Source organism: Arthrobacter gandavensis (assembly GCF_039528575.1).
In the GTDB taxonomy this organism is placed as follows: domain Bacteria; phylum Actinomycetota; class Actinomycetes; order Actinomycetales; family Micrococcaceae; genus Arthrobacter_B; species Arthrobacter_B citreus_B.
On sequence record NZ_BAAALV010000001.1, the window covers coordinates 178,560 to 198,249 of the forward strand.

A 19,690-nucleotide genomic window follows, 5' to 3' on the forward strand; every position below is an offset into this window, starting at 1 on the left:
TCCAGGGGAGCGTACGACGGCGCTGCTAGGCTCGCGGGCATGAAATGGGACCCTGAGCGCTACGTCCAGTTTGCAGACCACCGTGACCGGCCGTTCTTCGACCTCGCCGCCCGGATCGGAGCTGCAGAGCCGGCCTGGGTAGCCGACCTCGGCTGCGGCACCGGCGCGCTCACCGCGGTGCTGGCCGAACGCTGGCCGGGAGCACCCGTCACCGGCATCGACTCCTCCGCTGACATGATCCGCGAGGCAAAGGCCCGTTCGGGCGGGAACCCCGGCTTTGTCCAGGGCCAGATCCAGGAGTGGAATCCTTCTTCCGGGCCGGGAGTCCTGTTGTCAAATGCCGCACTGCAGTGGGTGCCCGGACACGAGGATCTGCTGGGCCGCTGGGCCAAGGCACTGGATCCGGGCTCCTGGATCGCTGTACAGGTGCCCGGCAACTTCAACGCTCCGTCGCATGTGCTCATGCGGGAGCTCGCCGAAAGCCCGCGCTGGAGTCCGGCGCTCGCAGGGGTGCTGCGCGGCGGGGACTCCGTGGCGGAGCCGGAGCAGTACCTGGAGCTGTTCGTGGATGCCGGCATGAACACCGATGTCTGGGAGACCAGCTACTCACAGGTGCTCACCGGAACGAATCCCGTGCTGGACTGGGTCCGCGGCACGGCGCTTCGCCCCGTCATGGCCGCCCTGCCCCCGGAGGAGTACGAGGGCTTCGAAGCCGAATACGCGGCGCTGCTGCGCCAGGCCTATCCGCCGAAACCCTGGGGGACCGTCTTCCCGTTCCGCAGGATCTTTATGGTGTCGCACAAGCCTTAGGGCACCGGTACTACCAGCCCCGTTCCTTCCACTGCGCCAGGTGCGGCCGCTCCGCCCCCAGGGTGGTGCCGGCACCATGGCCGGGATGGACCACGGTGTCATCGGGGAACTGTTCGAATATACGTTCGACTACATCGTTGAACAGTGAGGTGAAACGCTCCGGATCCTTCTGCGTGTTGCCCACCCCGCCGGGAAAGAGAGAATCACCGGTAAACAGGTGGGCCGGTCCTTCCGGGTCCCGGTACACCAGGGCAACCGAGCCGGGAGTGTGGCCGCGCAGGGCAATGACCTCAAGATCGAATCCGTCAAAGTCCAGCACATCACCGTGGGAGAGCGGAACGTCTGTAGGAACCTCGATATCCGCGGTGTCCGGCCCCCCGGCGGCGGTCCGGGCCCCGGTCGCGGCTTTGGCTTCGGCGAGCGCCCGCACATGGTCCCAGTGGCTGTGCGTGGTGATGATCATCTGTACCGCAGCCCGGCCCGACCCGCTGTCTGCTGCACCGGCGTCGAGCAGATCCTGAATGCGGGGGAAATCGTCCGCAGCGTCAATGAGCACCTGCGCCCCCGAGTTCTTGGCGGTGAGCACATAGACGTTGTTGTCCATGGAGCCTACGGAGGCACTGCGAATTGAAACGTTCCTGGTATCAGCCATGGCGCCAGTCTAAACGGCGCCTCCGGACCGCTGCAGGACGGGAGCGATGCGTGTCCGGCGATCCCTTGCCGCCGGGCCCGCACCGGGCGTACGTTCAGATGGTGCCGGAACGCCCCGGCAGTTCCGGGAGGATACGTGCTTCTTCGGCTCGTTCGCGAAAACCTGGCTCCGTACAAGGGTGCGGTTGCCGCCGTCGTTATCCTGCAGTTCCTGCAGACCGCCGCAACCCTCTTCCTGCCTACGCTCAATGCGGACATCATTGACCAGGGCGTGGTGAAGGGTGACACCGCCACCATCATGAACATTGGCGGGTGGATGCTCGCTGTCACGGCCGGGCAGGTGGTGTGTTCCGTAGCCGCCACCTACTACGCCGCCCGCACGGCCATGCGCGTGGGACGCAACGTCCGGCGCTCGCTGTTCACCAACGTGGAGACCTTCTCGGGAAGGGAGGTGGGCCTCTTTGGCGCGCCGTCCCTCATAACCCGGACCACCAACGATGTGCAGCAGGTGCAGATGTCCCTGCTGCTCACCATGACCATGATGGTCTCTGCTCCCATCATGGGAGTGGGCGGAGTCCTGCTGGCCCTGAACCAGGACATCCCGCTCTCCGGCATCCTGCTGCTGATCCTGCCGGTCCTGGTCGTCATCATCTCGCTGGTGCTGCGCCGGCTGGTTCCGTTGTTCCGCCGGGCACAGAAACAGATCGACCGGGTCAACGGTGTGCTGCGTGAACAGATCATGGGGATCGCCGTCATCCGGGCTTTTGTGCGCGAACACACGGAGAAGCAGCGGTTCGACGGCGCCAACAGCGACCTCACCGGCACCCAGCTGCGGGTGAGCCAGTATCTGGCACTGCTGTTCCCGGCGACCATGCTGGTAGCAAACCTGGCCACGGTTGCCGTGGTGTGGCTCGGAGCCTTCCGCATCGACGCCGGGCAGATGCAGATCGGGGCCCTTACCGCGTTCATCGCCTACATCATGCAGATCCTGATGGCAGTGATGATGTCAATGTTCATGATCATGATGCTGCCGCGGGCGGCGGTCTGCGCGGAGCGGATCTATGAGGTGCTGGATACCAGGACCAGTGTCCGGGACGCACCGGACGCCAAAGAGCTGGTGTACGACGGCGGCCGGCTGGTCTTTACGGGGGTGGGGTTCACGTATCCCGGCGCAGAGGACCCCGTGCTGCAGGACATCAGCTTCGAAGCCGAGCCGGGGCAGACCACGGCCATCATCGGCTCAACCGGGGCGGGGAAGTCCACCCTCCTGAACCTGGTTCCCCGCCTGCTGGATCCGACCGTTGGCAACATCAGCGTCGACGGACAGGACACCGCCGGGGTCACCCTGCACTCCCTGCGCTCGGGCATCGGACTGGTTCCCCAGCGGGCACACCTTTTCTCCGGCACCATCGCCTCGAACCTGCGCTTCGGCAAACCCTCAGCCACGGACGGGGAACTCTGGGAAGCACTGGAGATCGCACAGGCAGCAGACTTTGTCCGGGCCGCCGAGGGCGGGCTGGACCATGAAGTGGAACAGGGCGGCGGCAACTTCTCCGGCGGGCAGCGCCAGCGGCTCGCCATTGCCCGGGCCCTGGTGGTCCAGCCGGACATCTACCTGTTCGACGACAGCTTCTCCGCACTGGACTTCACCACCGACGCACGCCTGCGCGCAGCCCTGAAACAGCGCACCGCACACGCCACGGTGGTCGTGGTCGCCCAGCGGGTGAACACCATTACCGACGCGGGACGGATCATCGTCCTGGAAGAAGGGCGGATCGCCGGAATAGGCACACATGCCGAGCTGCTTGAATCCAACACCGCCTACCGGGAGATCGTCTCCTCGCAGTACACGCCGGAGGAAGCGCTGTGAGCATGCACGGCCGCGGCGGCCCGGCAGCCAAGCCGGCCAGCTTCAAGGCATCCACTGCCCGGCTGCTGAGGCTGCTCTCACCCGATACCTGGCGCGTGGCTGCGGTACTGGTCTTCGGCGTCGTCTCCGTGGCGCTCGCCGTGACCGCCCCGAAAGTCCTCGGCGATGCCACCAACGTGATCTTTGACGGCGTCATTGGCGCTTCCCTGGCCCCGGGCGTATCCAAGGCCGACCAGGTGGAGGCGCTGCGTGCCTCCGGGCAGACCCAGCTGGCAGACATGCTCGCCGCCATGGACGCGGTTCCGGGGGAGGGCATCAACTTCTCCACCCTGGGGATGCTGCTGACCGCAGTGCTCGCCATCTACCTGGCGTCCTTCTTCTTCGGCTGGGCGCAGGCACGGGTCACAGCGCGCATCGTGCAGAACGCCATGTACCGGCTGCGCAGGGATGTGGACGCCAAGCTGTTCCGGCTCCCCATGTCCCACTTCCAGCAGCAGTCCCGCGGCGACGTGCTGAGCCGGGTCACCAATGACATCGACAACCTCGCCCAGACCCTGTCGCAGAGCATCACCCAGGTCATCACCTCCGTGCTGACCATAGTGGGGGTACTGGGCATGATGCTGTGGATCTCCCCGCTGCTGGCCCTGATCGCCGTGCTCACGGTCCCCGTCTCGGCCCTGGTGACCGTCCTGATCGCCAAGCGCTCGCAGGTGCAGTTCAAGGCGCAGTGGAAGACCACCGGTGAGGTCAACGGCTACATCGAGGAAATGTTCACCGGCCAGGACGTAGTGAAGGCCTTCGGCCAGCAGGAGCGGGTGGTGGAGGGCTTCCATCCGGGGAACGAACGGCTCTACGAGTCTTCCTTCCGGGCCCAGTTCGTCTCCGGCGTCATCATGCCCACCATGACCTTTATTGCGAACCTGAACTACGTGGCAGTAGCCGTCGTGGGCGGAATCCAGGTGGCCGGCGGCGCCCTGTCCATCGGGGGAGTGCAGGCGTTCGTGCAGTACAGCCGCCAGTTCAGCCAGCCCCTGGGCCAGCTGGGCGGACTCATCAACATGCTCCAGTCCGGCCTGGCTTCCGCGGAACGTGTCTTCGCGCTGCTCGATGCGAAGGAAATCGAACCGGATCCCAAGGATCCGGTAAGGCTGGGCAGGGTGCGCGGCGACGTTGTGTTCAGGCACGTCAGTTTCTCCTACTCACCGCAGGCGCCGCTGATCCGGGATCTCTCCTTCGACGCTAAACCGGGACAGACCGTAGCGATCGTAGGACCCACCGGAGCCGGGAAAACCACCCTGGTGAACCTGCTGATGCGCTTCTACGACGTGGATTCAGGTGAAATCCTGCTGGACGGCGTGAACACCATGAGCATGACCCGCGACGACGTACGCCGCAGCATCGGCATGGTCCTCCAGGACGCCTGGCTGTTCGAGGGGACCATCAGCGAGAACCTGGCCTACGGGGCGCCCGATGCCACCGAAGAGCAGATCATTGCCGCTGCCAAAGCCACCCACGTGGATCATTTCGTCCGGTCGCTGCCGGACGGCTATGACACGGTCCTGAGCGCCGACGGCGGTTCGCTGAGCCAGGGACAGCGCCAGCTCATCACCATTGCCCGGGCCTGGCTGGCCAACCCGTCCATCCTGGTGCTGGACGAGGCGACCAGCTCGGTGGATACGAGGACCGAGGTTGCCATCCGGCTGGCAATGGGAGCGCTGCGCGAGGCCCGAACCAGTTTTGTCATTGCCCACCGGCTCTCCACCATCCGCGATGCCGACGTCATCCTGGCGGTGCGGAACGGCGAGATCGTTGAGCAGGGGACCCATGAGTCCCTCCTGGATGCCGGCGGCTTCTACGCCCAGCTCTACCAGTCCCAGTTCAGCGAACCGGCTTCCACCACTGACGCACCGGATTAGTTGCCTTCATCCGCTGCCGGCGGTGGTACGTGGCAGGATGGACAGGGAACCGGCCCGCATCCGCGGCCCGACAGCAGGCGATGAAGAAAGCGGTGGCATGGACGACGGCGTGCTCTCCTGGGTGCGGATCGATGCGGCGAGTTCGGTACCCCCGTTCGAACAGCTCCGGCTGCAGATTCTTGATGCCGCCAACGACGGCAGCCTGCCTGTTGGCACCCGGCTTCCGCCGGTACGCACCCTTGCCGCCCAGCTGGGCCTGGCCGTCAACACGGTAGCCCGGGCCTACCGGGAGCTTGAGCAGGCCGAAGTGGTGACCACCCGTTCCCGGGCCGGCACCGTCGTGGCTGCTGCGGGCGACAATGGACGCCGCCGCGTGGCCGAGGCCGCCCGGGTTTTCGCCGATACGGTCAGCGCCAACGGGGTGGACCACAAGGACGCCCTGTCCTACGTCCAGGCCGCCCTACGCCAGCGGTGAACACACCCGCCCTCGAATACGTTTTCGAATCCTGTTTGATCTAGAGTGGAAAGCGTGTCTACCGCGACTTCACTGACTTCTGGCCACAATCCCCACCCTTCCGGCGATCTCTCGCGCCTGGTCGTCAAGGGCGCAAGGGAACACAATCTGCAGAACGTGGACCTCGATCTTCCGCGCGACGCCATGATCGTGTTCACGGGTCTCTCCGGGTCAGGCAAGTCCTCCCTGGCTTTCGACACGATCTTCGCGGAGGGCCAGCGGCGCTACGTCGAGTCGCTTTCCTCCTACGCCCGGATGTTCCTGGGCCAGGTGGACAAGCCCGACGTCGACTTCATTGAAGGGCTGTCACCGGCAGTCTCGATCGACCAGAAGTCGACGAGCCGGAACCCCCGTTCCACGGTAGGAACCATTACCGAGATCCACGACTACATGCGTCTGCTCTGGGCGCGCGTGGGCACCCCGTTCTGCCCGGTCTGCGGCGAGCCCGTCAGCCGGCAGACCCCGCAGCAGATCACCGACCAGCTGCTTGAACTCGAAGAGGGCACGCGGTACCAGATCCTGGCCCCGGTGGTGCGCGGGCGCAAGGGCGAATTCGTCGACCTTTTCAAGGACCTGGCAGCCAAGGGCTACTCGCGTGCGAAGGTAGACGGCAAAACCGTCCAGCTCTCCGATCCCCCCAAGCTGGGCAAGCAGTACAAGCACACCATTGAAGTAGTCATCGACCGCCTGGTTGCCAAGGACGGCATTCGCCAGCGCCTCACCGACTCCGTTGAAACTGCCCTGGGACTGGCGGACGGGCGCGTCCTCGCCGACTTCGTCGACCTCCCCGAGGACAGCCCGGAACGGACCCGCAGCTTCTCCGAGCACCTGGCCTGCCCGAACGAACACCCCCTGGCCATCGACGAAATCGAGCCGCGGTCCTTCTCCTTCAACAACCCGTTCGGCGCCTGCCCCGTGTGCACCGGCATCGGCTCGCGGCTGGAGGTGGACGAAGAGCTGGTGGTTCCCAACCCGAACCTCAGCCTCGCCGCAGGTGCGATCGCGCCCTGGTCCATGGGCACCGCAACCACCGAATACTGGAACCGCCTGCTGGCCGGACTCGCCAAGGACATGGACTTCTCCATGGACGTTCCCTGGAAGAAGCTGCCGGCGAAGGCCCGCGAAGCCGTACTGCACGGCAAGGACCACAAGGTGGTGGTCCAGTACCGCAACCGCTTCGGACGGGAACGGAAATACACCACCGGCTTCGAAGGCGTGATCGGCTACATCAAGCGCAAGCACCAGGAGACTGAATCCGAGAGCTCGCGCGACCGGTACGAGGAGTACATGCGGGAAATCGCGTGCCCCGAGTGCGGCGGCGCCCGGCTGAACCCGGCTTCCCTGTCGGTGCTGATCAACAAGCGCAACATCGCCGAGGCCAGCGCCATGCCCCTGCGGGAAGCTGCTGCGTTCTTCGAGAACCTTGAACTGACGGACCGTGAAGCAAAGATCGGCGAGCAGGTCCTCAAGGAGATCAAGGCGCGCCTGACCTTCCTGCTCGACGTCGGCCTTGAGTACCTTTCACTGGACCGTCCGGCCGCAACGCTCTCCGGCGGCGAAGCACAGCGCATCCGCCTGGCAACCCAGATCGGCTCCGGCCTCGTGGGCGTGCTGTACGTCCTGGACGAACCCTCGATCGGCCTGCACCAGCGGGACAACCGGCGGCTGATCGAAACCCTTGCCCGCCTGCGGAACCTCGGCAACACGCTGATTGTGGTGGAGCATGACGAGGACACCATCCACGAAGCCGACTGGGTCGTAGATGTTGGACCCGGCGCGGGGGAGAAGGGCGGCGAGATTGTCCACTCCGGACCTTTGTCCGAACTGCTCACGAATACGCGTTCCATCACGGGCGACTACCTCTCCGGCCGGCGGAAGATCGAAATCCCCGCCAAACGCCGCAAGGTGGACAAGTCACGCCAGCTGAAGATCGTCGGCGCACGGGAAAACAACCTGCGCAACATCGACGTGAGCGTGCCGCTGGGTGTCTTCACAGCGGTCACCGGGGTGTCCGGTTCCGGCAAGTCCACGCTGATCAATGACATTCTCTACCGGGTGCTGGCAAGCAAGCTCAACGGCGCGAAGCACGTTGCGGGACGCCACACCCGCGTTGACGGACTGGAGCACCTGGACAAGGTCATCCACGTTGACCAGAGCCCCATCGGGCGCACGCCGCGCTCCAATGCGGCGACCTATACGGGCGTGTTCGACCACATCCGCAAGCTCTTCGCAGAAACCACCGAGGCGAAGGTGCGCGGGTACCTCCCCGGCCGCTTCTCCTTCAACGTCAAGGGCGGGCGCTGCGAAGCCTGCCACGGTGACGGCACCCTGAAGATCGAAATGAACTTCCTGCCGGATGTCTACGTTCCCTGCGAGGTCTGCCATGGTGCGCGCTTCAACCGGGAAACCCTGGAAGTCCACTACAAGGGCAAGAACATCGCCGAAGTCCTGGACATGCCGATCGCCGAAGCTGCCGAGTTCTTCGCCGCGTTCGCTCCGATTGCCCGCCACCTGAACACCCTGGTGGACGTGGGGCTGGGCTATGTGCGCCTCGGCCAGCCGGCCACCACGCTCTCCGGCGGCGAGGCCCAGCGGGTGAAGCTCGCTGCCGAGCTGCAGAAGCGCTCCAACGGCCGCAGCGCGTACGTGCTGGACGAGCCGACCACCGGCCTGCACTTCGAAGACGTACGCAAGCTGCTGCTTGTGCTGCAGGGGCTGGTGGACAAGGGCAACACCGTGATCACCATCGAGCACAACCTGGACGTCATCAAGAGTGCCGACTGGATCATTGACCTGGGGCCCGACGGCGGCACCGGCGGCGGCATGGTTGTGGCCTCCGGTACCCCGGAGAAGGTCGCGAAGTCTCCTGACAGCCATACCGGAAGGTTCCTGGCCGAGATCCTGGGCTAGGGCCAGGCCGGGAAGGCAACTAGCGCCGACATATTCCCGACGGGTTATACCTTCAGGTGCTGGTTTACGCTGGCGCGCTTCTCTGTGCGAAACTTGCCCGGTGACGAATTCAAGGCTCCTGGTCCTCTTCGATCTGGACGGCACCCTGGTGGACCCGGCCGGCAGTATCACCGGAGGCATCGCGGCGGCCCTCGCCTCATCGGGGCTTCCGGTACCTTCGGAGGCCGACCTGCACCGCATGGTGGGGCCCGCCCTGAAGGACTCCCTCACAGGCATCGCAGGGGTCCCCGCTGACCGCCTGGAGCACGTCATCGCCCAGTACCGCAGGGGATACCGGGAAACCGGCATGGCCGCCAGCAGGCCATATCCGGGAATTGCCGACGCCGTGAGGAGCCTGCGGACGGACGGCGCCCTGGTGGCCGTAGCGACCCAGAAGCCGGAACCGATTGCCCGTGAACTCCTGGCCGTCCAGGGACTCGATACCCTGTTCGACTCGATCCATGGTTCGCCGGCGGACGAGCGGCTGGCCGCCGCTGACGGCAAGGTCTCCATTGTGCGGGCCGCCCTGGCACAGCACGAGGGTGAGTATTCCGCCGCCGTGATGATCGGCGACCGTTCCCACGACGTCCACGGAGCTTCCGCCAACGGCATTCCCTGCATCGGGGTGGCCTGGGGCTTCGCACCCGACGGTGAGCTTGAAGCGGCCGGAGCTGCCGCCGTCGTGCAGTCACCCGGCGAGCTGGCGTCCGCTGTTGGTTCCTGTGCGCGGACGGCCGGTGCACATGGGACTGTATAATCTCACGCGTTCGAGCACGCGCGGCCTGATTTCGCTCTGCCGCCCCACCATCACCGGGTTGGAGAACGTACCCACCAGCGGACCCTTCATCGTCGCCGCCAACCACCTCTCCTTCCTGGACAGCGTGCTCATCCAGGCACTCATGCCGCGCCGGGTCGGCTTTTTTGCCAAGGCTGAATACTTCACCACGCCGGGCCTGAAGGGTGCGGCCATGCGCAACTTCTTCGAGAGCGTGGGCTCGATTCCGGTGGAACGCGGGCAGCAGGCGGCCAGCGTGGCAGCACTGAAGTCCCTGCTCGATGTCCTGGAAACGGGCGGCGGAATCGGCATCTATCCTGAAGGCACCCGGTCCAGGGACGGGCTGCTCTACCGAGGCCGCACCGGCGTCGGCTGGCTTGCCCTTACATCCGGGGCGCCGGTTGTTCCGGTGGGCCTGATCGGCACGGAGAAGTTGCAGCCTGCCGGCAAGAGGTGGGTCAAGCCGCACTCCTTCACAATGACAGTGGGCCGTCCGCTCTACTTCTCCAAGACGGGTCCGCAGCACGCCCTCCCGGAGCGGCGCCGGGTCACGGACCAGGTCATGGATGCGATCGCGGAGCTCTCCGGCCAGGAACGCGCCGGCAGCTACAACCAGAACAAGCCCGACGGCGCCTAGGCCCCTTCACTGCCCGCTTTGCGCGGGCGGCGAACCCGGCTCCGGCCGGCGGGGCAGGGCCGTAGGATGGAAAAGTGGCAGATCCAGCAACTTACCGGCCCCGGACGGGGGAGATCCCGACCGAACCCGGGGTGTACCGATTCAGGGATGAGCACCGGCGGGTCATCTACGTTGGCAAGGCGAAGAATCTCCGGTCCAGGCTGAACTCATACTTCGCGAGCCCCCGGCAGCTGATGCCCAAGACCCGGGCCATGGTCTTCACGGCCACCAGCGTCGAATGGACGGTGGTTGGCACCGAGCTCGAAGCGCTGCAGCTCGAATACACCTGGATCAAGGAATTCAATCCCCGGTTCAACATCATGTTCCGGGACGACAAGTCATACCCGTACCTGGCCGTCACCATGGGGGAGAAGTATCCGCGCGCCCAGGTGATGCGCGGCGAACGCCGGAAGGACACCCGCTACTTCGGTCCGTTCTATCCGGCCAAGGCCATCCGTGAGACCCTCGATACCCTCCTGCGCGTGTTCCCGGTGCGTACCTGCAGCGCCGGGGTTTTCAAGCGGGCAGAACGCACCGGTCGCCCCTGCCTCCTGGGCTACATCGACAAGTGCTCCGCTCCCTGCGTGGGACGGATCAGCCCCCAGGACCACAAGGCGCTGGCCGCGGAACTTTGCTCCTTTATGTCCGGGGAAGGCAAGCGCTTTATCCAGGACCTTGAAAAGCAGATGCAGGCAGCGGTCGCGGACCTTGATTACGAATCCGCAGCCCGCCTGCGCGATGACATCGCTGCGCTCAAGAAGGTCTTCGAACGCAACACCGTGGTCCTGTCCGAAGACACCGATGCCGACATCTTCGGCATGGTCCAGGATGAACTCGAGGCATCGGTCCAGGTCTTCCATGTCCGCGGCGGACGGATCCGCGGCCAGCGCGGATGGGTGGTGGAGAAGGTCGAGGACATGGACACCGGCGAGATGGTGGAGCACCTGCTCCAGCAGGTCTACGGTGAAGCGTCCATGTCAGACAGCATTCCCCGCCGGGTCCTGGTGCCGGTGCTGCCGGAGAATGCCGAGGAGCTGCAGGTCTGGCTCCGCGGGCTGCGGGGATCCAAGGTGAAGATCTCGGTTCCGCAGCGCGGTGACAAGAAGACCCTGATGGAGACCGTCACGCGCAACGCCGAGGACTCCATGCGGCTGCACAAGAGCCGCCGTGCGGGGGACCTCACCACACGCTCTGCTGCGTTGTCCGAACTGCAGGAGGCGCTGGACCTGCCCGTTCCGCTGCTGCGGATTGAGTGCTACGACATCTCCCACGTCCAGGGAACGAACGTGGTGGCCTCCATGGTGGTAGCCGAGGACGGGCTGATGAAAAAGTCCGACTACCGGCGCTTCTCCATCACGGGGGAAGCCGCCCGCGACGATACAGCGTCCATGTACGACGTTATTTCGCGACGGTTCAAGCACTACCTCACGGAGAACTTCGACCCCGCTGCAGAAGTTCCTGACGCGGAGCCCGGTGCCGGGGCCGGCGAGCCCGGACCCGGCACCCCGGTCGCTGACACCCTCACTGCGGCACCCAAGGCAAAATTTGCCTACCCGCCCAACCTGGTGGTGGTGGACGGCGGCAAGCCCCAGGTCTCTGCTGCCTCAAAAGCACTCGAGGACCTGGGTATCACGGACGTTTATGTCGTAGGGCTGGCCAAGCGCCTGGAGGAGGTCTGGGTTCCGGAAAGCGACTTCCCGGTGATCCTTCCGCGTTCCTCGCAGGCCCTGTTCCTGCTGCAGCGGATCCGCGACGAAGCGCACCGGTTTGCCATCACGTTCCACCGCCAGAAACGCGGCAAGTCCATGACGGCGTCGGTGCTGGACTCTGTCCCCGGCCTGGGGCCGGCCAAGCAGAAGGCGCTGCTGAAGCACTTCGGTTCCGTCCGCCGGCTCAAGCAGGCGGACGCCGCGCAGCTGCAGGAAGTGCCGGGCATTGGACCGTCCATGGCCGCCGCACTCCAGGCTGCGCTGGCGGCCACCGCCGCAGACGCGGCACCGGCGGTAAACATGTCCACCGGCGAAATAGTTGAATCTTAGCTAGGCTGGGATGGCTGGACTGCCCGGAACCTTGAACCGGACGGACAGCGGCAAAGCAGGCGGCCGCCCGGCATTGGGGGCCCGGCAAGTGACGGGAAAAGACAAATGACTGAAGTGGACGGGCTGCAAAGCGTCAAACCTGCCGAGTCCGAACTGCTTGTTGTCACCGGCATGTCCGGTGCCGGCCGCAGTACGGCGGCCAACGCGCTGGAGGACCACGGCTGGTACGTGGTGGAGAACCTGCCGCCCCTCATGCTCGGCACCCTCACCGAGCTCGTCTCGCGGATGCCGCACTCCATCCCCAAGCTCGCTGTGGTCATTGACGTGCGCAGCAAGGAGCTTTTCCAGGACATCCGCGAAGCCCTGAACAACCTGCGCGCTGCCGGTGTAACCTACCGGGTCCTGTTCCTGGATGCTTCGGACCAGACCCTGGTCCAGCGCTTCGAATCCGGCCGGCGGCCGCACCCGCTGCAGGAAGACGGCAGGATCCTCGACGGCATCGCAGCAGAGCGCGACGTCGTGAAGGAACTCCGGGACGCCTCGGACATCATCATCGATACCACCAAGCTCAACGTGCACGCGCTGGCGACTGCCGTCACCGAGCTCTTCACCGAACAAGGCCCCATAGTCCTGCGCCTTAACGTCATGAGCTTCGGCTTTAAGTACGGCTTGCCGGTGGACTCGAACTTCGTTGCAGACGTGCGCTTCATTCCCAACCCGCACTGGGTTCCGCAGCTGCGTCCGCACACCGGACAGGACGCCGACGTCCGGGACTTCGTCCTTGCGGCCCTCGGCACGGAGGAGTTCCTGGACCGCTACGTGGACGCCCTGGTACCGGTAATCGACGGCTACCGCCGCGAGAACAAGCACTACGCCACGATTGCCGTCGGCTGCACCGGTGGAAAGCACCGTTCAGTGGCCGTCACCGAGGAGCTTGCCAAACGCCTCGCCAAGCTGCCGCACGTGACTGTCAGCGCCCACCACCGCGACCTGGGGCGGGAGTAGGTGGGTTTCCTGACCGGGCCCATCCCGGTGCTTCCGGAGGGATCAACGCTCCCGGCAACGAATGGCATCAAGCCGCCCGCCGTCGTCGCGCTTGGGGGAGGGCACGGACTCTCCGCCACGCTCTCAGCGCTTCGCCTGCTGACCACCGACCTGACGGCCGTGGTCACCGTGGCGGACAACGGAGGATCCTCCGGCCGGCTGCGCGAGGAACTGGATGTGCTGCCTCCCGGAGACCTGCGCATGGCGCTGGCCGCACTGTGTGATGACACGGACTGGGGACGCACTTGGCGGGACGTCATGCAACACCGCTTCAAGTCGAGGCCCGGCGTTGACGGTTCTCTCGACAACCATGCCCTGGGCAACCTGCTGATCGTTACCCTGTGGGAGCTGCTGGGGGATCCGGTAGCCGGGCTGCAATGGGCCGGTGCCCTCCTGGGCGCCCGCGGCCAGGTCCTGCCGATGTCCACCCATCCGCTGACCATCCAGGGCGACGTCCTGCGGCAAACGGACTCCGGACTGCGCCACGAAACGGTGACCGGGCAGGCGGAACTCGCCGTGGCCGGCACCCACTCGAACGTGGTTAACGTCCGGCTGCTGCCTTCGGATGCGCCGGCCTGCCCGGATGCCCTGACGGCCATTGAGAGGGCCGACTGGGTCATCCTTGGGCCGGGGTCCTGGTACACCTCAGTGCTCCCGCACCTGCTGCTGCCGCAGATGCGGGAGGCACTGTGCACAACAAGCGCCCGCCGGTGCCTGACCATGAACCTCCGCAACGAAACGAAGGAAACCGCCGGCATGAGTGCCGCGGACCACCTGCACGCCATTCGGCGCTATGCACCGGGGTTCAAAGTCGACGCCGTGCTGGCAGACCCGGCCGTCGTCGAGGACCGGGACTCCTTCGTAGCGGCCGCTGCGGAAATGGGGGCACGGGCCGTCTTCGGTAAGGTAGGGGCAGCGGCCGGTGGGCCGATCCATGATCCGCTGCGGCTGGCCGCTGCCTATCACGATATTTTTGGGGAAAGCTAGGAGTGTATTTGTGGCGCTGACTGCTGCAGTCAAAGAGGAACTTTCGCGCCTGAGCGTAAAGAAGTCCTCGGTTCGGAAAGCCGAAGTCTCGGCGATGCTGCGTTTTGCGGGAGGCCTGCACATCATCTCGGGCCGGATCGTGGTTGAAGCGGAAGTCGACCTTGCCTCCACTGCACGCCGGCTCCGCGCCGCGATCGCGGAAGTCTACGGCCATGCCAGCGACATCGTTGTGGTTTCCGGCTCCGGACTCCGCCGCGGCAACCGCTACATAGTCCGCGTGGTCAAGGACGGGGAATCCCTGGCCCGGCAGACCGGGCTGCTTGACGCCCGCGGCCGTCCGGTGCGCGGACTACCCTCCGTGGTGGTCAATGGGTCAGCCGCGGACGCCGAAGCCGTCTGGCGCGGTGCATTCCTGGTCCACGGTTCCCTCACCGAACCCGGCCGTTCTTCGTCCCTGGAAGTCACCTGCCCCGGTCCGGAGGCAGCACTGGCCCTTGTTGGCGCTGCCCGCCGCATCGGAATCCAGGCTAAGGCACGCGAGGTGCGCGGTGTGGACCGCGTAGTAATCCGCGACGGGGACACGATCGCCGCGCTCCTGACCCGCATGGGCGCCCATGACGCACTGATGGTCTGGGAAGAGCGCCGGATGCGCAAGGAAGTCCGGGCCACGGCCAACCGCCTGGCCAATTTCGACGACGCGAACCTTCGGCGTTCGGCGCAGGCAGCCGTAGCTGCCGGTGCCCGAGTGGAGCGGGCCTTGGAAATCCTCGGTGAAGACGTACCGGAGCACCTGCGCTATGCCGGCGAGCTGCGTGTTGCCCACAAGCAGGCCAGCCTCGACGAGCTGGGCCGGCTGGCTGACCCGCCCATGACCAAGGACGCCATAGCAGGGCGGATCCGCAGGCTTCTGGCCATGGCGGATAAGCGTGCAGCTGAACTTGGCATTCCTGGTACTGAAGCCAATGTGACCCCTGAAATGCTAGACCAGTAACGTCTTGCATAGGATGGACTAAGCGTGCTGATTTATTCAGCATTTGAAAGCTTCCGGATGGACACGCCACCCGGAGTTATGGATCCGAGCATCAACGGAGGATTTTCGTGAACGAATACACACTGCCGGAACTGCCGTACGACTACGCAGCCCTTGAGCCCCACATCTCGGCACGCATCATGGAACTTCACCATGACAAGCACCACGCCACCTACGTCGCCGGCGCCAACACTGCGCTGGCACAGATGGCTGAAGCCCGCGAAAAGGGCGAGTTCGGCAACATCCCGAAGCTCTCCAAGGACCTCGCCTTCCACCTCGGCGGGCACACCAACCACTCCATCTTCTGGAACAACCTGTCTCCTGAAGGCGGCGACAAGCCCGTAGGCGAGCTCGCAGCAGCCATCGACGATTTCTTCGGATCCTTCGATGGCTTCCGCGGCCAGTTCACCGCGGCAGCCAATTCCCTGCAGGGCTCCGGCTGGGCCATCCTGGCCTACGAGCCGCTCGGTGGAAACCTTGTCATTGAGCAGCTCTACGACCAGCAGGGCAACATCCCCGTTGGCACTATCCCGCTGCTGATGCTGGACATGTGGGAGCACGCCTTCTACCTGGACTACGTCAACGTCAAGGCTGACTACGTCAAGGCCTTCTGGAACATCGTCAACTGGGCCGACGTTGCCGCACGCTTCGACGCTGCACGCTCCGGCGCAGCCGGGCTGATCCTCCCCGCCTAACACGCGTTAATTGCGTCCACGACGCCGATTATCAGGTGCCGCCGGTCACACTCCGGCGGCACCTGCGCGTAAGATGAAGCAACGGCTCATGCAGTGCCAGACCGGCAATCCGTGCGCTGATGCAGGTCCGGAATGCGCCGCTCCTGTGAAGTCAACTGAAGTGGCCTTTTACCACTGAGGTCACTGATTCTCGAACGACCGCTATCAAGGAGAGAAGAAAAGTGACTACTCGTGTTGGAATCAACGGATTTGGGCGTATCGGACGCAACTACTTTCGGGCAGCACTCGAGCAGAACGCGGATCTGGATATCGTCGCCGTCAATGACCTGACCAGTCCCGAGGCCCTCGCCCATCTGCTCAAGTACGACTCCATCACCGGGCGCATCGGCGAAAGCGTCGAGGTACAGGACGGCAACCTGGTGGTCGGCGGCAAGACCATCAGGGTCTTGGCTGAGCGCGACCCGTCCAACCTGCCCTGGAAAGACATGGGCGTCGATATTGTCATTGAGTCGACCGGGTTTTTCACCAAGGCTGACGACGCACGCAAGCACATCGACGCCGGCGCGAAGAAGGTGCTCATCTCGGCGCCCGGCAAGGGCGCGGACCGCACCATCGTCATGGGCGTGAATGACTCCGAGTACGACCCCGCAACTGACAGCATCGTCTCCAACGCCTCCTGCACCACCAACTGCCTGGCACCGCTGGCGAAGGTCATCAATGATGCGTTTGGCATTGAGCGCGGCCTGATGACCACGGTGCATGCCTACACGGCGGACCAGAACCTGCAGGACGGCCCCCACCGCGACCTTCGCAGGGCCCGCGCCGCAGCACTGAACATCGTTCCCACCACCACCGGCGCAGCCAAGGCCATTGGCCTGGTCATTCCCGAACTCGACGGAAAGCTGGACGGCTTCGCCCTCCGTGTTCCGGTTCCAACCGGTTCCGTCACGGACCTGACCGTCAACCTGGCGCGCGAGGCCAGCGTCGAGGAAATCAACGACGCGTACAAGGCCGCAAGCGAGGGGAACCTCAACGGCTACCTGCGCTATTCCGACGAACCAATTGTCTCCTCCGACATCGTGACCGATCCTTCGTCCTGCATCTTCGATGCCCCGCTGACCCGGGTGATGGGCAACGAGGTCAAGGTTGTTGGCTGGTACGACAACGAATGGGGCTACTCCTGCCGGCTGGTGGACCTCACCACGCTCGTAGCCTCCAAGCTCTAGGTCCCCGCCCGAACGGCTAAGAAACAAAGGTTGACATGACAATCAAGACACTTGACGAACTGATCAGCGACGGCGTTGACAACAGGTACGTTCTGGTCCGCTCCGACCTGAACGTGCCCCTGGATGACGGGCGCGTTACCGACGATGGCCGGATCCGCGCCTCCATTCCCACGCTGCAGCTGCTGGTTGAGCACGGTGCCAAGGTGATCGTCATGGCGCACCTGGGAAGGCCCAAGGGCAAGCCGGACGAGAAGTACAACCTCCGCCCCGCTGCGGACCGCCTGGACGAACTCGCTCCGTTTGCCGTTGAATTCGCCGAGGACGTAGTGGGTTCCAGCGCCAGGGAACTGGCAGGTTCGCTGGCTTCGGGCAGTGTGCTGGTCCTGCAGAACATCCGCTTCGATCCCCGTGAGACGTCCAAGGACGATGCACAGCGGCAGGAGCTGGCCCGCGAACTGGCTGCCCTAACCGGCGGCAGCGGAGCGTTTGTTGACGATGCCTTTGGCGCGGTACACCGCAAGCATGCCAGCGTCTACGACATCGCTGAGGTGCTGCCTGCCTATGAGGGCAACCTGGTCCGCAGCGAGCTGGAAGTCCTCTCCCGGCTCACCAAGGATCCGGCCAAGCCCTACGTGGTGGTGCTGGGCGGTTCCAAGGTCTCGGACAAGCTGGCAGTGATCGAGAACCTGATGACCCGCGCGGACTACCTTCTGGTGGGCGGGGGAATGGTGTTCACGTTCCTCGCCGCCCAGGGCCACAAGGTTGGCGCCTCACTGCTGGAAGAAGACCAGATCAGCACGGTTAAGGACTACCTCGCACGTGCACAGGAGGTTGGCTGCGAATTCGTCCTGCCCACGGACATCGTGGTCGCAGACAAGTTCGCCGCAGACGCCGAGCATGAGGTGGTAGCGGCGGACTCGATGGAGGACAGCCGCTTCGGTGCCTCCGGCATCGGCCTGGACATCGGCCCCGCTTCGGGCGCAGCCTTTGCCGAGCGCATCCGGTCGGGCCGGACAGTGTTCTGGAACGGTCCGATGGGAGTCTTCGAGTTCGATGCCTTCGCCGGCGGCACGCGTGCTGTTGCCGAGGGACTGAAGGAATGTTCCGGCCTGACCGTAGTAGGCGGCGGTGATTCCGCCGCAGCCGTTCGCAAGCTCGGTTTCTCCGACACCGACTTTTCCCATATCTCGACCGGCGGCGGCGCCAGCCTGGAGTACCTTGAAGGCAAGGAACTCCCGGGGATTGCCGTCCTCGACAAGTAGGCCTCGAACGGGCCCGCTGGAGCTGCTCCGGCGGGCCCGTTCGGCGTGTCCGCGAAAACTTCACCCACTCACAACGAAACCGGAGCAGAGATGACAACCTCCACCAACGGCAAGTACGACCGCACCCCGCTGATTGCGGGCAACTGGAAAATGAACATGGACCACGTCCAGGGGATCACGCTGCTGCAGAAGCTGGCATGGACCCTCAGTGATGCCCGGCATGACTATGCCCGCGTAGAGGTTGTTGTCTTCCCTCCGTTCACCGACCTGCGCAGCACCCAGACCCTCGTGCAGGGCGACAAGCTCAAGGTCGGCTACGGCGCCCAGGACCTTTCCCCGGAGGACTCCGGTGCCTACACGGGTGACATCTCCGGCCAGTTCCTTTCCAAACTTGGCTGCAGCTACGTCCTGGTAGGCCACAGCGAGCGGCGCAGCGTCCACGGCGAGTCGGACGAACTGCTCAATGCCAAGCTCAAGGCCGCGTTCCGCAACAACCTGGTTCCTATCCTGTGCGTGGGGGAGGGCCTGGCCGAACGCCAGGCGGGTGAGCACCTGCTGCACACCCTCCAGCAGGTCCGCAACGACCTTGTAGGGCTTTCCGCCGAGGAAGTCTCCAAGCTCGTGATCGCGTACGAACCGGTCTGGGCAATCGGAACCGGCGAGGTTGCCGGTCCCGATGATGCCCAGGAGATGTGCTCCACCATCCGCACGGAGCTGGCGGATTTGTACGACGACGCCGTTGCCGCCAAGGTGCGCCTGCTCTACGGCGGCTCGGTAAAGGCATCCAACGCAGCCAGCATCCTGAAGGAGCGTGACGTCGACGGCGTACTGGTGGGCGGGGCGAGTTTGGATGTAGCCGAATTTGCTAATATTGTCAGGTTCGAAGAACATCTGGTGACCGACTGACCTGCAACTGACCTGCACAGCAGCAAGGTCTCCAATCTGATGTGTCACCTGTGAAAGGCCGTAAGTGGAAATTCTGAAGATCATCCTGCTTGTCCTGCTGGGGCTGAGCAGCCTGCTGCTGACCCTCCTGATTCTCCTGCATAAGGGGCGCGGCGGCGGCATGTCGGATATGTTCGGCGGCGGCATGAGCACCAGCATGGGTTCATCAGGCGTCGCTGAAAAGAACCTCAACCGCTTCACCGTGATCCTCGGCGTTTCCTGGGGCCTGGTCATCATCGCACTGGGCCTCATCCAGCGGTTCGCCGGCGAATCGTAGGATCCGCGCCGCAGCACTGCAGGA

At 64.7% G+C, this 19,690-nt stretch carries 17 protein-coding genes; 16 read left to right on the top strand and 1 reads right to left on the bottom strand.

Translation table 11 applies throughout. The features are described 5' to 3' along the window. The first annotated feature begins 39 nt into the window (after positions 1-39). Entirely contained in the window at positions 40-810 is a 771-nt protein-coding gene (locus ABFX29_RS00855) for a trans-aconitate 2-methyltransferase (protein ID WP_152228062.1), read from the top strand. 10 nt (positions 811-820) lie between these two features. On the opposite strand, the gene ABFX29_RS00860 is transcribed toward ABFX29_RS00855, so the two are convergent. Next, complete coding sequence (locus ABFX29_RS00860; RefSeq protein ID WP_152228060.1) at positions 821-1,462, bottom strand: MBL fold metallo-hydrolase; 642 nt, start codon at positions 1,460-1,462, stop codon at positions 821-823. A 135-nt stretch (positions 1,463-1,597) separates the two neighbouring features. Here ABFX29_RS00860 and ABFX29_RS00865 point away from each other — a divergent pair, with 135 nt between their 5' ends. From ABFX29_RS00865 to secG, 15 genes are all read left to right on the top strand, one after another. Continuing rightward, entirely contained in the window at positions 1,598-3,331 is a 1,734-nt protein-coding gene (locus tag ABFX29_RS00865) for an ABC transporter ATP-binding protein (RefSeq protein ID WP_152228059.1), read from the top strand. Positions 3,332-3,333: 2 nt separating this feature from the next. Further along, positions 3,334-5,247 carry an ABC transporter ATP-binding protein gene (locus ABFX29_RS00870; RefSeq protein ID WP_152228404.1) on the top strand — a complete coding sequence of 638 codons (1,914 nt, stop codon included), beginning with the start codon at positions 3,334-3,336 and terminating at the stop codon, positions 5,245-5,247. 37 nt (positions 5,248-5,284) lie between these two features. Beyond that, positions 5,285-5,722, top strand: a complete 438-nt coding sequence (locus ABFX29_RS00875; protein ID WP_246167481.1) for a GntR family transcriptional regulator — start codon at positions 5,285-5,287, stop codon at positions 5,720-5,722. Between the two features lie 54 nt (positions 5,723-5,776). After that, positions 5,777-8,671 carry an excinuclease ABC subunit UvrA gene (gene uvrA, locus ABFX29_RS00880; protein WP_246167479.1) on the top strand — a complete coding sequence of 965 codons (2,895 nt, stop codon included), beginning with the start codon at positions 5,777-5,779 and terminating at the stop codon, positions 8,669-8,671. 100 nt (positions 8,672-8,771) lie between these two features. After that, complete coding sequence (locus tag ABFX29_RS00885; RefSeq protein WP_170287760.1) at positions 8,772-9,467, top strand: HAD hydrolase-like protein; 696 nt, start codon at positions 8,772-8,774, stop codon at positions 9,465-9,467. After that, positions 9,454-10,122: a lysophospholipid acyltransferase family protein gene (locus ABFX29_RS00890; protein ID WP_152228053.1), complete on the top strand. Its 669-nt coding sequence runs from the start codon at positions 9,454-9,456 to the stop codon at positions 10,120-10,122. Before ABFX29_RS00885 ends, ABFX29_RS00890 begins: the two co-directional genes overlap by 14 nt. Before the next feature lie 74 nt (positions 10,123-10,196). Next, positions 10,197-12,200, top strand: a complete 2,004-nt coding sequence (uvrC, locus tag ABFX29_RS00895) for an excinuclease ABC subunit UvrC (protein WP_152228052.1) — start codon at positions 10,197-10,199, stop codon at positions 12,198-12,200. 105 nt (positions 12,201-12,305) lie between these two features. Continuing rightward, positions 12,306-13,205, top strand: a complete 900-nt coding sequence (rapZ, locus tag ABFX29_RS00900) for an RNase adapter RapZ (RefSeq protein WP_152228050.1) — start codon at positions 12,306-12,308, stop codon at positions 13,203-13,205. After that, entirely contained in the window at positions 13,206-14,231 is a 1,026-nt protein-coding gene (locus ABFX29_RS00905; RefSeq protein WP_152228048.1) for a gluconeogenesis factor YvcK family protein, read from the top strand. Between the two features lie 10 nt (positions 14,232-14,241). Further along, positions 14,242-15,222, top strand: coding sequence for a DNA-binding protein WhiA (gene whiA, locus ABFX29_RS00910; protein WP_152228047.1), 981 nt, complete (start codon positions 14,242-14,244; stop codon positions 15,220-15,222). A gap of 107 nt (positions 15,223-15,329) precedes the next feature. After that, positions 15,330-15,956: a superoxide dismutase gene (locus ABFX29_RS00915; RefSeq protein WP_152228045.1), complete on the top strand. Its 627-nt coding sequence runs from the start codon at positions 15,330-15,332 to the stop codon at positions 15,954-15,956. Between the two features lie 221 nt (positions 15,957-16,177). Beyond that, positions 16,178-17,182, top strand: coding sequence for a type I glyceraldehyde-3-phosphate dehydrogenase (gene gap / locus ABFX29_RS00920; protein ID WP_152228043.1), 1,005 nt, complete (start codon positions 16,178-16,180; stop codon positions 17,180-17,182). Positions 17,183-17,217: 35 nt separating this feature from the next. Next, a complete protein-coding gene (locus ABFX29_RS00925) occupies positions 17,218-18,444 on the top strand; it encodes a phosphoglycerate kinase (RefSeq protein ID WP_152228041.1) in 1,227 nt (408 codons plus the stop codon). A gap of 90 nt (positions 18,445-18,534) precedes the next feature. Continuing rightward, entirely contained in the window at positions 18,535-19,350 is an 816-nt protein-coding gene (gene tpiA, locus ABFX29_RS00930; protein ID WP_152228039.1) for a triose-phosphate isomerase, read from the top strand. Positions 19,351-19,414: 64 nt separating this feature from the next. After that, positions 19,415-19,666 carry a preprotein translocase subunit SecG gene (gene secG / locus ABFX29_RS00935; RefSeq protein ID WP_152228037.1) on the top strand — a complete coding sequence of 84 codons (252 nt, stop codon included), beginning with the start codon at positions 19,415-19,417 and terminating at the stop codon, positions 19,664-19,666. The last annotated feature ends 24 nt before the right edge of the window (positions 19,667-19,690 follow it).

Excerpts from the sequence above, each read along its gene's own strand:
- rapZ (WP_152228050.1), top strand. The coding sequence starts at position 12,306 with ATGACTGAAGTGGACGGGCTGCAAAGCGTCAAACCTGCCGAGTCCGAA.
- ABFX29_RS00925 (WP_152228041.1), top strand. The coding sequence starts at position 17,218 with ATGACAATCAAGACACTTGACGAACTGATCAGCGACGGCGTTGACAAC.
- ABFX29_RS00890 (WP_152228053.1), top strand. The coding sequence starts at position 9,454 with ATGGGACTGTATAATCTCACGCGTTCGAGCACGCGCGGCCTGATTTCG.
- ABFX29_RS00870 (WP_152228404.1), top strand. The coding sequence starts at position 3,334 with ATGCACGGCCGCGGCGGCCCGGCAGCCAAGCCGGCCAGCTTCAAGGCA.
- ABFX29_RS00855 (WP_152228062.1), top strand. The coding sequence starts at position 40 with ATGAAATGGGACCCTGAGCGCTACGTCCAGTTTGCAGACCACCGTGAC.
- ABFX29_RS00875 (WP_246167481.1), top strand. The coding sequence starts at position 5,285 with ATGGACAGGGAACCGGCCCGCATCCGCGGCCCGACAGCAGGCGATGAA.
- ABFX29_RS00860 (WP_152228060.1), bottom strand. The coding sequence starts at position 1,462 with ATGGCTGATACCAGGAACGTTTCAATTCGCAGTGCCTCCGTAGGCTCC.
- tpiA (WP_152228039.1), top strand. The coding sequence starts at position 18,535 with ATGACAACCTCCACCAACGGCAAGTACGACCGCACCCCGCTGATTGCG.